Origin of the sequence: Borborobacter arsenicus (assembly GCF_003934165.1) — a bacterium.
Lineage (GTDB): Bacteria > Pseudomonadota > Alphaproteobacteria > Rhizobiales > Rhizobiaceae > Pseudaminobacter > Pseudaminobacter arsenicus.
Map to the genome: position 1 here is coordinate 1 of NZ_ML133511.1, position 13500 is coordinate 13500.

General features: G+C 61.2%; 11 protein-coding genes. 10 read left to right on the forward strand and 1 reads right to left on the reverse strand.

Annotation, left to right across the window (positions count from 1 at the left end; all coding sequences use genetic code 11):
• Together EET67_RS04855 and EET67_RS04860 are read left to right on the forward strand one after the other, a co-directional pair.
• A partial coding sequence (locus tag EET67_RS04855; protein WP_133308877.1) for a porin occupies positions 1–1024 on the forward strand: 1024 nt, incomplete at its 5' end.
• Between the two features lie 277 nt (positions 1025–1301).
• On the forward strand, positions 1302–2324 hold the full coding sequence (locus EET67_RS04860; RefSeq protein WP_128625103.1) for a tyrosine-type recombinase/integrase: 1023 nt from the start codon (positions 1302–1304) through the stop codon (positions 2322–2324).
• On the opposite strand, the gene EET67_RS04865 is transcribed toward EET67_RS04860, so the two are convergent.
• Positions 2286–2834 (reverse strand): TetR/AcrR family transcriptional regulator, encoded by a 549-nt coding sequence (locus EET67_RS04865; RefSeq protein WP_128625104.1) that lies wholly within the window; start codon positions 2832–2834, stop codon positions 2286–2288. The genes EET67_RS04860 and EET67_RS04865 overlap by 39 nt on opposite strands.
• Positions 2835–2981: 147 nt before the next feature.
• Between EET67_RS04865 and EET67_RS04870 the strand changes: the two genes are divergently transcribed.
• The 8 genes from EET67_RS04870 to EET67_RS04905 all read left to right on the forward strand — a co-directional run bounded on the left by EET67_RS04870 (position 2982) and on the right by EET67_RS04905 (position 13496).
• Positions 2982–4172, forward strand: coding sequence for an efflux RND transporter periplasmic adaptor subunit (locus EET67_RS04870; protein ID WP_128625105.1), 1191 nt, complete (start codon positions 2982–2984; stop codon positions 4170–4172).
• The gene (locus EET67_RS04875) at positions 4169–7243 is read left to right on the forward strand and encodes an efflux RND transporter permease subunit (protein WP_128625106.1); all 3075 of its coding nucleotides are present in this window, start codon (positions 4169–4171) and stop codon (positions 7241–7243) included. Before EET67_RS04870 ends, EET67_RS04875 begins: the two co-directional genes overlap by 4 nt.
• Positions 7244–7400: 157 nt before the next feature.
• On the forward strand, positions 7401–8513 hold the full coding sequence (locus EET67_RS04880; protein WP_128625107.1) for a pyridoxal phosphate-dependent aminotransferase: 1113 nt from the start codon (positions 7401–7403) through the stop codon (positions 8511–8513).
• 102 nt (positions 8514–8615) lie between these two features.
• Positions 8616–9245 (forward strand): TetR/AcrR family transcriptional regulator, encoded by a 630-nt coding sequence (locus EET67_RS04885; RefSeq protein WP_128625108.1) that lies wholly within the window; start codon positions 8616–8618, stop codon positions 9243–9245.
• On the forward strand, positions 9226–10389 hold the full coding sequence (locus tag EET67_RS04890) for an isovaleryl-CoA dehydrogenase (protein ID WP_128625109.1): 1164 nt from the start codon (positions 9226–9228) through the stop codon (positions 10387–10389). The genes EET67_RS04885 and EET67_RS04890 overlap by 20 nt, the downstream gene beginning before the upstream one ends.
• Position 10390: 1 nt before the next feature.
• Positions 10391–11998, forward strand: coding sequence for a carboxyl transferase domain-containing protein (locus tag EET67_RS04895; RefSeq protein WP_128625110.1), 1608 nt, complete (start codon positions 10391–10393; stop codon positions 11996–11998).
• A 4-nt stretch (positions 11999–12002) separates the two neighbouring features.
• Positions 12003–12530, forward strand: coding sequence for an O-acetyl-ADP-ribose deacetylase (locus EET67_RS04900; protein WP_128625111.1), 528 nt, complete (start codon positions 12003–12005; stop codon positions 12528–12530).
• Between the two features lie 195 nt (positions 12531–12725).
• Entirely contained in the window at positions 12726–13496 is a 771-nt protein-coding gene (locus EET67_RS04905; RefSeq protein WP_128625112.1) for a VOC family protein, read from the forward strand.
• Positions 13497–13500: the final 4 nt, after the last annotated feature.

Genomic DNA, 13500 nt, shown 5'->3' on the forward strand with positions numbered 1-13500 from the left:
CGAACCGGAACCCATGGAATATGTCCGCGTCTGCGACGTTTACGGCGCCGGCTTCTACTACATCCCGGGCACCGAAACCTGCCTGCGCGTCGGCGGCTATCTGCGCTACGACATCCGCGCCGGCGACGGCGGCTACGGCGGCCTGAACGACGTCAACGATCGTCTCGATGGCGGCACGGACGACACCTACTTCAAGCGTGCCCGCGCTGCCGTGCAGCTCGACGCCCGTTCGGAAACCGAACTCGGCACCCTGCGCGCCTACATTCACCTCAACTTCAACTGGGATACTGGCGTCACTGCTGATGCCCGCGATGCGACCGGTGCTATCATCGTCGGCTCGGGTAACGACACGACCACCACAACCGGTGTCGCCATCAACCACGCCTATATCGAACTCGGCGGCTTCCGCATCGGTAAGACCGACTCGCTGTTCTCGACCTTCACCGGCTATGCCGGCGGCGTGATCCAGGACGACCTGGTCTTCTACGGTCCGTTCGACACCCACCAGATCGCCTACACCTACACCGGTGGCAACGGCTTCTCGGCTGCGGTCGCTCTGGAAGAAGGCAATGGCTCGACCTTCACGCTCGACTCCTATGTCCCGCACGTCGTGGCCGGCGCGTCCTACACGCAGGGCTGGGGCGGTGTCTCGGCCGTCGTTGGCTATGACTCGGTCTGGGAAGAGTGGGCCGGTAAGGTTCGCCTGGATGTCAACGCGACCGAGACCGTGTCGCTCTTCATCATGGGCGGCTGGCAGTCGGATGCCGACAAGCCGAACTTCTACGCCCAGTGGGGCGGCGATTGGGCTGTCTGGGGCGGCGGCTCGGCTCAGCTGACCGAAAAGGCCAAGCTGAACGTTCAGCTCTCCTACGACGAAGATGAGAACTTCGCTGCTGTTGCCGGCGTGAACTACAGGCTGGTTCCTGGTCTGACCATCACCCCGGAAATCGCCTACACCGACAACTTTGATGTTGACGGCGTCGATGGCGTTGGCGGCTTCCTGCGCTTCCAGCGTAACTTCTAATGCGCTTTCGTAGCTTGATATGATCCAGGCAGCCCGGAACTTCGGTCCCGGGCTGTTGCTTTTTAGAAGCTGGCGTTGGCGGGGCAGCACAAGGAGGGGTATCGCCGGAAGTGCAAAAACTAAGGCAAGAAATACGGCGGGGACCTGAATCCGTATTTTCTTGAGACGGTTTGGTTAGAGGCTTCCAAAACTCTCACAACTATGTATTTGAACACCCAACAGGTACCCATATTTAATTTATTTTAGTGGTATTGGTTGGGTAAGGTGCAACCAGAAGATGAAAATAGAACGTTTAGACGGACTGCCAAGTTCCGCCTCTTCTTACACGACAAACTATAGCTCGACGCTGAGTTTTGGCGAAGGCAGATTTAATATTGTCGAAAGCTTTTCTGTTTCTGAACTGTTTGAAAAATACAAGAATATTTTGTGGGAAGACGGAAATCACAAATATAATGTGAATTTCTTTATAGGAGAGCTGAACGAAATCCTTATGGGACAACGTTTCAGCACCTTTGACCAGAGCACTCTCGACGATCTCATCGGCTCCCTGCGCGAGCGCGGCAACAGTAACGCCACCATCAACAGAAAGATGGCGGCGCTCAGCAAATTGCTGCGAAAGGCGTACAAGATGGGGGACATCCATAGCCTGCCGGAGTTCCGGCGGCAAAAAGAGCGGGCAGGCAGAATCCGCTTCCTCGAATATGGCGAGGAAGATCTCCTGTTTGCTGCGATAAAAAAGCGCTGCGAGAATTCCTATCGGCTCTGCATATTCCTGGTCGACACCGGCTGCCGTCTTGGTGAGGCACTCGGCCTGATCTGGAACGATATTCAGGGACATCGCGTGAGTTTCTGGATCACCAAATCCGGACGCAGCCGCACCGTGCCCCTGACGGCACGCGCCAAACAGACCGTGTGTGTGGAGCGCACGCATCAAAAGGGCCCGTTCTGCATGCTGACGGGCGCACGCTTCCGGGCCATCTGGAACGAAGCCAAGGCGGAGGTGGGATTGGCCACCGATGTGCAGGTGGTCCCGCATATTCTCAGGCACACCTGCGCTTCCCGATTGGTTCAGGGTGGAATCGATATTCGCCGGGTACAGATGTGGCTAGGCCATCAGACGCTGCAGATGACAATGCGCTATGCGCATCTGGCGACGACCGACCTCGACGCCTGCGTCAACGTGCTCGACCGCGAATGCTATCGCGCGCACACGCCCAATCAGAGCAAAGAGGCGCCTTTCGCAGCAGAGAACAAGAGTTTCTCACGCCAGCCGCTGACTATGGAGGAGAATTTCGGTTAGCGAGGCATTCGCAACGTCCTGCTCTTCGGGCGAAAGAATATCCACCCCGAACAGCCTCAGGGCACGCATGCCCTCCAGCGCCAGGAAGAAGACGAGAATCGCGCCCTCGTCTTCGGACGAGGCCTTCATCCGGTCCAGAAGGTCGCGATTGAAGCGCCTAACCGGCGCGAGAAAGTCGGGATTTTCCGCCAGCGCCGCTAAAACGCCGGACGGCGGAGGCTGGCGCTGCTTGAGCTCGGTGATGAAAAGCTCCAGATAGGCTGCGCCCAGCCCAGCGGCTTGATGTTTTTCCTTTTCATTCAAAGCCGCGCTGAAATCGGCAAGGTGCTGCTCCACCAGCGCCTCCAACAGTTTGGCCTTGCTGGGGAAATTATAAAGCAAGCCTCCCTTCGAGACGCCCGCCTGCTGCGCCACCGCGTCAAGCGACAGATGGCCAGGCCCCACCTCGCGCGCCACCTGGCCGGCGGCCTTGAGGATTCTGTCGCGCGAACTCATCTTGATATCGGTCATGAAAACGACCTTAGCCGAGGTTGACAATACCGTCCAGACGGTACAGTTATATTTTCAAACCGTGCGTTTTGGTTTAGCCGTTTGGTTCAACCGAGCGCTGCGACGCGTCTATTCCTGCGCCACCCTTGTTCCTGCCGGTAGCCCTTCATGATCAAACGATTCATCATCGCCCTCATTCTTCTCGTTGTCGTGGTCGGCGGCATCGTTGGCTTCAACATGTTCCGCGACCGGGCGATTGAGCAGTTTTTCGCCAATATGCCGGTGGCATCGGTGACGGTACCGACCGAAGTCGTCGAGCCGCAGGCCTGGACGCCAGGCATCGAGGCGCTTGGCACAGTCAACGCCTCCCAGGGCGTGGACCTGACGGTGGAGACGACCGGCGTGGTCAAGGAGGTGCTGTTCAAGGCCAATCAGCAGGTCAAGGATGGCGACATCCTCCTCCAGCTGGACGATGCCGTCGAGAAGGCCGACCTGGAAGCCGGCAAGACACAGACCGCACTTTACAAAACCACGCTTGACCGCGCGACCGAGCTGCGAAAGCGCGGCGTCGGCTCGGATGTCACACTGGACCAGGCGCGCACGGCCTTTTCCGCGTCGGAATCGCAGGTCGCCAAGCTGCAAGCGGTGCTGGACCAGAAGCAGTTGTGGGCGCCCTTTTCCGGCACGATCGGTATTCCGCGGGTCGAGCTTGGCCAGTATCTCGCACCCGGCACCATCGTGGCAACGCTCCAGGACCTGGAGACCATGCGCGCGGATTTCTCTATCCCCGAGCAGCAGATTGGCCTGCTCAAGATCGGCAGGCCGGTGCGGTTCGGCGTCACTGCCGACGACATGCCCTTTGTCGGCACCATCAAGGGCATTGAACCCAAGGTCGACCCCACCTCCCGCATGGTGACCGTGCGTGCCGAGATCACCAATCCGGAAGGCAGGCTCACTCCCGGCCAGTTCGTACAGGTCGAGGTCGTGCTGCCGGAGGAAAAGGATGTGCTTACCGTGGCGCAAACCGCCCTGGTCACCAGCCTTTACGGCGACTTCATCTATGTCGTGCGCCCGGCGAACGCCGGGAACGGCGCTGCCCCGGCACCAGCTGCCGCGCCTGCCGATGGAGCAGCAGCCGCCACCTCGGATGACGCTGCCGAGCCGGCGCTCGTCGCTACCCAGATCTTCATCAAGCCCGGACGCCGCTCGCACGGCCTCGTCGAGATACTGGAGGGTATCAAGCCCGGTGACCAGGTGGTCACCGCCGGCCAGAACCGGCTATCCAATGGCACGCCCGTAAAAGTCGACAACACCGTCAACCCGGCCGCTCCGGCCCAGAAACAGCCGGCGGTCCAATGAGCTTCTCCGATATTTTCATCCGCCGGCCCGTGCTTTCGACGGTCGTGGCCTTCATGATCCTGCTGCTCGGCATCCAGGGCATATTCAACCTGTCGGTACGCGAATATCCCGAGGTCGAGGAAACCGTCATTACCATCACGACGGCCTATCCGGGCGCCAGTGCCGATCTCATCCAGGGCTTCATCACCTCGCCGATCGCTGCCGCGGTTTCGACCACGGAAAACATCGACTATGTCACCTCGCAGAGCCGGCCTTCCGCCAGCGTGGTGACGGTGCAGATGAAGCTCGGCTCCAATCCCGACATCGCCCTCACCGAGGTCATGTCGAAAGTGCAGCAGGTCAAGAGCCAGTTGCCGCAGGACGCCGAGGACCCGACCATCGTCAAGGGTACGGGCATGCAGTTCGCCATCATGTATCTGGCGATGCAAAACCCGAACATGACTTCCGAGCAACTTACCGAATATATCGAGCGCGTCATCCGCCCGCGCGTTTCGACCATCCAGGGCGTTGCCGAAGTGCAGATTCTGGGCGCCGCCAACTATTCGATGCGGATATGGATCGATCCGATCCGCCTTGCCGCCCGCGGCCTTACCGCCGGCGAGGTGCTTAACGCCATCAACTCGTCGAACTTTCTCGCCGCCCCCGGCAAGACCAAGAACGACTATGTCGCCTATTCCATCACCATGCAGTCGACGCTGCAGACTCCGGAAGCTTTCGGTGCCCTGCCGTTGCGCTCCGATAGCAACGGCGTGATCAGACTACGCGACGTAGCCGATGTCGAACTGGCAGCCGAAAGCACCGACACCGTCGTCAATTTCAACGGCGAGCCCGGCACATTCATTGGCATCTTCCCCACCCCTTCGGCCAATCCGCTCGACACGGCAGCTGCCGTCATCGACGAGTTGCCGGCCATCCAGGCAAGCCTTCCTGAGGGCATGACCATCACCATGGTCTATGACGCGACCGAGACGATCAGCGCGTCGATCAAGGAGGTGTTCAAGACGATTGCCGAGGCGGTCGCCATCGTCGTGCTGGTGATCCTGCTCTTCCTCGGTTCCTTCCGCTCGGTGCTGATGCCGATCGTCACCATTCCGCTATCTCTGGTCGGTGTCTGCTTCATTCTGCTGTCGATGGGCTACTCGATCAATCTGCTGTCGCTGCTGGCCATGGTGCTTGCCATCGGCCTGGTGGTGGACGACGCCATTGTGGTGGTGGAAAACATCCACCGCCACATGGAAGAAGGCATGACGCCGATGCAGGCCGCCTTCAAGGGCATGCGCGAGATCTTCGGCCCGGTGGTGGCCATGACCATCACGCTGGCGGCCGTGTTTGCGCCGCTCGCCTTCACCGGAGGGCTCACCGGCTCGCTGTTCCGCGAATTCGCCGTCACCCTTGCAGGTGCGGTGATCATTTCGGGTTTCGTGGCCGTCACCATCACGCCGATGATGTCGGCGCGCATTCTCAAGCCCGGCCACAGCCGGTTCCAGGGCTTCATCGACCGGACGTTCGATCGCATCGCCAACGGTTATGAACGGCTAGTCTTCGGCTCGCTCAAATATCGTCCGGTGACACTGATGGTGGTGGTCGCGCTGATGGGCGCCACCGGCTTCATGTTCATGAAGACTTCCAGCGAATTGGCGCCGGAAGAAGATGTCGGGGCGCTGTTTTCGCTGATCCAGGCGCCGCGCTATGCAACGAGCGAATATACCAGCCTCTATGCCGACCAGATTCGCGACCTCACCAAGGACCTGCCCGAACTGCGCGCGAATTTCTCCATCGTCGGCATGGGCGGCGAGACCAATAGCGGCTTTGCGGTCTGGGCCTTCAAGGACTGGGCTGAGCGCGAGCGCTCGCAAAAGGAGATACAGCAGGACATCCAGGGTCGCCTGTCCAAGGTTTCGGGTACGCAGGCGCTGGTCTTTGCACCGCCCTCGCTGCCCGGCGCCGGTGGCGGGCTGCCGATCTCCATGGTCATCCAGTCGACCGGCGACCCAAGCGAGGTGTTCGAGGTTGCCGACCGCATTAAGCAGGAGGCGGAAGCCTCCGGCCGATTCATCGTCGTGCAGAATTCGCTGTCCTTCGACGCGCCGCAGGTGACCGTCACCATCGACCGCGATCGCGCAGCTGCACTCAACTTGCCGATCCGCGACATCGGCTCCACGCTCGGCCTTCTGGTCGGCGGCGGGTCCATCGCGCAGTTCGACCGCGATTCCAACAGCTACGACATCATCACCCAGGTGCCGCAGAAATATCGCGAAAACCCAGAAGAACTCGGCAAGTTCTATGTCCGCAGCATGTCGGGCGAAATGGTGCCACTTTCTGCCGTGGTCAATATCGAGACCAATGCCTCGCCCTCATCCATCGAGCAGTTCAACCAGTTGAACTCGGCGACGATCTCGGCCCTGCCGGTGCCGGGCGTCACCACCGGAACCGGATTGGCGACGATCGAGGAAATTGCCCAGCCGCTGATGCCGGCCGGTTTCTTCACCGATTATTCGGGCCAGTCGCGGCTGGAAAAAGATCAGGGCAATACGATTATCATCGCCTTCGGCCTCGCCGTCATCGTCATCTATCTGGTGCTGGCGGCGCAGTTCGAAAGCTTCCGCGATCCGCTCATCATCATGATGTCGGTGCCGCTGTCGATCTTCGGCGCCATCGTGCCGCTCAATCTCGGTCTCGGCACGCTCAACATCTACACGCAGGTCGGCCTGATCACGCTGATCGGCCTCATCACCAAGCACGGCATCTTGCTGGTGGAGTTCGCCAACCAGCAGCGAGAGGAACATGGGCTGTCGCGGCGCGAAGCCATCGTTGCCTCGGCCAAGGTGCGGTTGCGTCCGATCCTGATGACCACGGCTGCCATGGCGCTCGGCGTCGTGCCGTTGATCACCGCGGCCGGTGCAGGTGCGGCCGCACGCTACTCGATGGGCCTGGTGATCTTTTCGGGCATTCTGGTTGGAACGATGTTCACGCTCTTCGTGGTGCCGATGTTCTACACCATCATCTCGGAAAAGGAGATCGTGCACCGCAGCGCCACCGAGCCGGAGACGGCTCCTGCCGCTCAATCCTGATTTTCGGGATCAAGCTCGAAGGGCCGGCACGCCGGCCCTTTTTCATTGCAGGACCTGCCGTTTCTTCGGATCCAGAATTTTTGTACCGGCCCGGCGGGGAATAGGTTATTGCTGGCGCGGCTTTCGCCGACCAGCATCCATTTTCTTCGAGTTCGCCATGACCACACGCCCGCCCCTGACGCCGATCATCGACGCCCTGCCCTCCACCGTTCCCTTTGTCGGCCCGGAAGCCCAGCAGCGCGCCAGCGGCCACGTATTTCGTGCGCGCATCGGCGCCAATGAAAGCAGCTTCGGCCCCTCGCCCCGCGTCATCGCGCGCATGCAGGAAGTCGCCCGCGACATGTGGATGTATTGCGACCCGGACAATTACGATCTTCGCATGGCGCTCGCCGCCCATCTCGGCCTCGGCAAGGACAATGTCGCGGTCGGCGAAGGCATAGACGGTCTGCTCAGCCTGGCGGTGCGCATGTATGTCTCGCCCGGTGATGCGGTTATCACCTCTCTCGGCGCCTACCCGACCTTCAATTTCCACGTCGCCGGCGTGGGCGGCAGGCTGGTTGTCGTTCCTTACGAAAACGACCGTGAAAGCCTTGATGGCCTGCTGGAAGCGGTCAAGCGCGAGAAGGCGCCGCTGGTCTATCTGTCCAATCCCGACAACCCCATGGGCACCTGGTGGGAATCGGACGAGCTGATCCGCTTCATGGATGCGCTGCCGCAGACCACGATGCTCATTCTCGATGAAGCCTATGGCGAGACCGCACCAGCCTCCGCGCTGCCGCCGGTGGAGGTCGAGCGCGTCAACCTGCTGCGCATGCGCACCTTCTCCAAGGCTTATGGCCTGGCCGGCATACGCTGCGGCTATGCCTTTGCCGACGCCCAGGTCATCGCGAATGTCGAGAAGATCCGCAACCATTATGGGGTCAGCCGCATGGCGCAGATCGCCGGGCTGGAAGCGTTGGCCGACCAGTCCTATCTCTCCAGCGTCATCGCCAGGGTCGCGGCCGCGCGCGATCGTATTTCGGGCATCGCCCGCGAAAACGGACTTGCGCCCATACAATCCGCCACCAATTTCGTGACCGTGGATTGCGGCCGAGATGCCGACTTCGCCATGAAGGTGATGCAGAACCTGCTTGGACGCGACGTCTTCATCCGCAAGCCGATGGCGCCGGTGCTCAACCGCTGCATCCGTATCAGCGTCGGGCTCGACCACGAACTCGACGTCCTTGCCGAGGAACTGCCCGCAGCACTGGCCGCCGCACGCGCCAACTGACGAACAACGATACGGATTTTCTCGCAGGCCAGGCGGTTTTCCACAGCACCGCTTGAAATAATTGAACGTTCGTTTTATTCTTGCTTTCAATAGGGAGGCAAGATGGCGCGGACGACCGGCTCAGACGGCGGCAGGACCGAAGCGGCTATCCGCGAGGCGGCGATCAATCTTATCGCCCGCTTCGGCTATGAAGCCGTTTCCATGCGCCAACTGGCCGCCGAGGTCGGCGTGCAGGCTGCTGCCCTCTACCGCTATTTCCCCAACAAGGAAGACCTGCTGTTCACGCTCATGCGCGAGCATATGGAGGACCTGCTGAAGGACTGGGATCAGGCAAGACCAGCTTCTGCCGATCCGCAGGCGCGGCTTGCCGCCTTCGTGCGCAACCATATCCGCTTCCATGTGGTCCGCCGGCACTCCACCCATGTCTCCAATATGGAGCTGCGCAGCCTGTCGCGTGACAATCTCAGCCATATCCTGCGGCTGCGCGGCGGCTATGAGAAGGAACTTCGACAAATCCTACGCGAAGGCGCAGACTCCGGCGCGTTCCGGATCGACGATGTCGGGCTGACCGCCATCGCCATCATCCAGATGATCACTGGGGTGATCGTCTGGTTCCGGCCCGACGAGCGTCTTTCTGTCGAGGAAGTCGCCGAGACCTATCTCACAATGACAATGCGTCTGACGGGCGCGGAAGAAATCAGGGAGAAACCGCATGTACACGCACACGCTTGATTTCGGCCAGGGTGAAGACCTCGACAGCCTGCGCGACCTTGTCCGCCGCTTCGCCCAGGACCGCATCGCCCCGCTTGCCGCCGAAATTGACCGTTCCAACCAGTTTCCTGCCCAGCTTTGGACCGAGATGGGCGAACTCGGCCTGCTTGGGATCACTGCCGATCCGGATTTCGGCGGCACCGGCATGGGCTATCTTGCCCATGTGGTGGCGATGGAGGAGATTTCGCGCGCATCCGCCTCGGTCGGCCTCTCCTACGGCGCCCACTCCAATCTGTGCATCAACCAGATCAATCGATGGGCAACGCCCGAGCAAAAGGAGAAATACCTGCCCGGCCTGTGCTCGGGCGAGAAGGTCGGCGCGCTCGCAATGTCGGAATCCGGTTCGGGCTCCGATGTCGTCTCGCTGAAGCTGCGCGCCGAAAAGCGCAACGACCGCTACATCGTCAACGGCACCAAGATGTGGATCACCAACGGCCCGGATGCCGACACGCTGGTGGTCTATGCCAAGACCGATCCGGACAAGAAATCGCGTGGCATCACGGCCTTCATCGTCGAGAAGACCATGCCCGGCTTTTCGGTAGCGCAGAAACTCGACAAGCTCGGTATGCGCGGCTCCAACACCGGCGAACTCGTGTTCGAGAATGTCGAGGTCCCGTTCGAAAACCTGCTGCATGAAGAAGGCGCCGGCGTCGAAGTGCTGATGTCGGGGCTCGACTATGAGCGCACCGTGCTTTCAGGCGGGCCGCTCGGCATCATGGCCGCCTGCATGGATGTCGCCGTTCCTTATGTGCATGAACGCAAGCAGTTCGGCCAGAGGATCGGCGATTTCCAGCTCGTTCAGGGCAAGCTTGCCGACATGTACACGACCATGAATGCTGCCCGCGCCTATGTCTATGGCGTGGCTTCCGCCTGCGATGCCGGGCGCAGCACCCGCAAGGATGCCGCCGGCTGCATCCTGTTTGCTGCCGAAAAGGCGACCCAGATGGCGCTGGACGCGATCCAGCTTCTGGGCGGCAACGGCTATATCAACGACTATCCGACCGGGCGGCTTTTGCGCGACGCCAAGCTCTACGAGATCGGGGCCGGCACCAGCGAGATCCGCCGCTTCCTGATCGGCCGCGAGATCATGGCGGAGAGCCTCTGACATGCCCGTCATCCAGTCGCAGATATCCCCCTCCTCCGATGCCTTCAAGGCCAATGCCGAGCAGATGCGCGCGCTGGTGGCCGACATTGCCGAAAAGGGAGCCGCCGTCGAGCAGGGCGGCTCGGAGGAAGCGCGCAAGCGCCATACCTCGCGCGGAAAAATGCTGCCGCGCCAGCGCCTGGCGCAGTTGCTCGATCCCGGCTCGCCCTTTCTTGAGATCGGCCAGTTCGCCGCCTGGAACATGTATGACGGCGATATTTCGGCGGCCGGCATGATTGCCGGCATCGGCCGCGTCGAAGGCCGCGAAGTCATGGTCGTCGTCAACGACGCCACGGTGAAGGGCGGCACCTATTATCCGGTGACGGTCAAGAAGCATCTGCGGGCGCAGGAAATCGCCATGCAGAACAACCTGCCCTGCATCTATCTGGTCGATTCCGGCGGCGCCAATCTGCCCAACCAGGACGAGGTGTTTCCCGACCGCGATCATTTCGGCCGCATCTTCTACAACCAGGCCAATATGTCGGCGATGGGCATTCCCCAGATCGCCTGCGTCATGGGTTCCTGCACGGCCGGCGGCGCCTATGTGCCGGCGATGGCCGATGAATCGATCATGGTGCGCAACCAGGCCACGATCTTTTTAGGCGGCCCGCCGCTGGTCAAGGCGGCCACCGGCGAGGACGTGACCGCCGAGGACCTTGGCGGCGCTGAGGTTCATACACGCCAGTCGGGCGTTGCCGATCACTACGCGGTGGACGACGCCCATGCGCTCGCCATCACGCGGCGCATCGTCAAAAACCTGAATCGGAAGAAGGCGATAGGGCTCGATCTTGCGAAAGTGATTCCGCCGCTTTATGCGACCGATGAGATCTACGGCGTCATCCCCGCCGATATCCGCCAGCCCTATGATGTGCGCGAGGTCATCGCCCGCATCGTTGACGGTTCGGAATTCGACGAGTTCAAGCAGAATTACGGAACCACGCTGGTCACCGGCTTTGCCCATCTTTACGGCATGCCGGTCGGCATCATCGGCAATAATGGCGTGCTGTTTTCCGAAAGCGCGCTGAAGGGCGCGCATTTCATCGAATTGTGCTGCCAGCGCAAGATTCCGCTGATCTTCCTGCAAAACATCACCGGCTTCATGGTCGGCCGCAAATATGAGGCCGGTGGCATCGCCAAGGACGGCGCCAAGCTGGTGACGGCAGTCGCCACCGCGCAGGTGCCCAAGGTGACCATGATCATCGGCGGTTCCTTCGGCGCCGGCAATTACGGCATGTGCGGCCGGGCCTATTCGCCCCGCTTCCTGTGGATGTGGCCCAACGCACGCATCTCGGTGATGGGCGGCGAGCAGGCCGCCACGGTGCTGGCCATGGTCAAGCGCGAGGGCATCGAGCGCAAGGGCGGCGAATGGTCTGCCGAGGAAGAGCGGAAGTTCAAGAAGCCGATCCTGATGAAATATGAGCATGAGGGCCAACCGCTCTATTCGTCGGCGCGGCTGTGGGACGACGGCATCATCGATCCGGCCCGGTCGCGCGAGGTGCTGGCGCTGTCGCTTAGCGCTGCGCTCAACGCACCGATACCGGAAACGAAATTCGGCGTGTTCAGGATGTGAGGAAATGAGCCTGACCCAGCGCATGCAGGTGGTTACCGGCGACATCACCAAGCTGACCGTGGATGCTATCGTCAATGCCGCCAACTCCTCACTGCTGGGAGGCGGTGGCGTCGATGGCGCCATTCATCGCGCGGCGGGGCCGGAGCTTGATGCCGAATGCCGCACCCTCAATGGCTGCAAGGTGGGCGACGCCAAGATCACCGGCGGCTACCGGCTTCCAGCGCGATATATCATCCACACTGTCGGCCCGCTCTGGCAGGGCGGGGACGGCGACGAGGCTGGCCTGCTCGCCTCCTGCTACCGTCGCTCACTCGAACTGGCTGCCGAGAATGACTGCCGCACCATCGCTTTTCCAGCCATCTCGACGGGGATATATGGCTATCCCAAGGATGCCGCCGCACATATCGCGGTCGGGGCAGTTTCCCGTTTTCTTGAGGCCAGCGACCTGCCGCATCAGGTGATTTTCTGCTGTTTCGACGAGCAGACCACAGTTCTTTATCTGCGTGAATTCGCAGCGCTTGGCGAAGAATAAGATGGGCGCGGTACAGCCCAGCACCCCGTTTCCAACTGCCATCCCTCGATTGGCCGGGCCAGGTCGGGACGCTTGCGTGCGGGCGATCACAATCCGGGTAGCGCGCATTTCCACGCAAGGAGGGCGGTTGCCCCGGCATCGGGCAGGCCTAGACTATAAGGCTGCGCGGGGCCGGCACGAACTTAGGAGCGTGACATGGCAAAACCCAACAATTTCGTTTGGTACGAACTGATGACCTCCGACCTTGACGCGGCGGAGGCCTTCTACAAGACCGTCGTCGGCTGGAAACCGGAAGCATGGGGTGGCGCCGAAATGCCCTATGTCATCATGAAAGCGGGCGACACCGGCGTTGCTGGGCTGATGAACATTCCTGAAAACGCAGCAAAAATGGGACTGCGGCCCGCCTGGGTCGGCTATATCGGCACGCCCGATGTCGATGCTGCCACGCGGCGGGTGAAGGAAGCCGGCGGCACGATCCATCGCGAGCCGGACGATATTCCGGAGGTTGGCCGTTTCTCGGTCGTCGCCGATCCGCAAGGCGCCATGTTCATGCTGCTGACGCCCAAAGGCGAAGAACGGCCGCCGGAATCCATGACGGCGCCCGGGCAGATCGGCTGGCGCGAACTCTATGCGACCGACTGGAAGAGCGCCTTCGCCTTCTATTCCAGCCAGTTCGGCTGGACCAAGGGTAATGCGATGGATATGGGCGAGATGGGTACCTATCAGCTCTTTGCCGCTGGCGGCGACGATGCCATCGGCGGGATGATGACCAAGCCTCCTCAGGTGCCCTCCCCGCATTGGCTATTCTATTTCAACGTAACCGATATCGACGCCGCCGTCTCGCGCGTTACCGAAAGCAAGGGCCAGGTGCTCAACGGGCCGATGGAGGTGCCGGGCGGCGCATGGATCATACAGGCAATGGACCCGCAGGGCGCAATGTTCGCGCTGGTCGGCTCCCGCAAGTAACGGA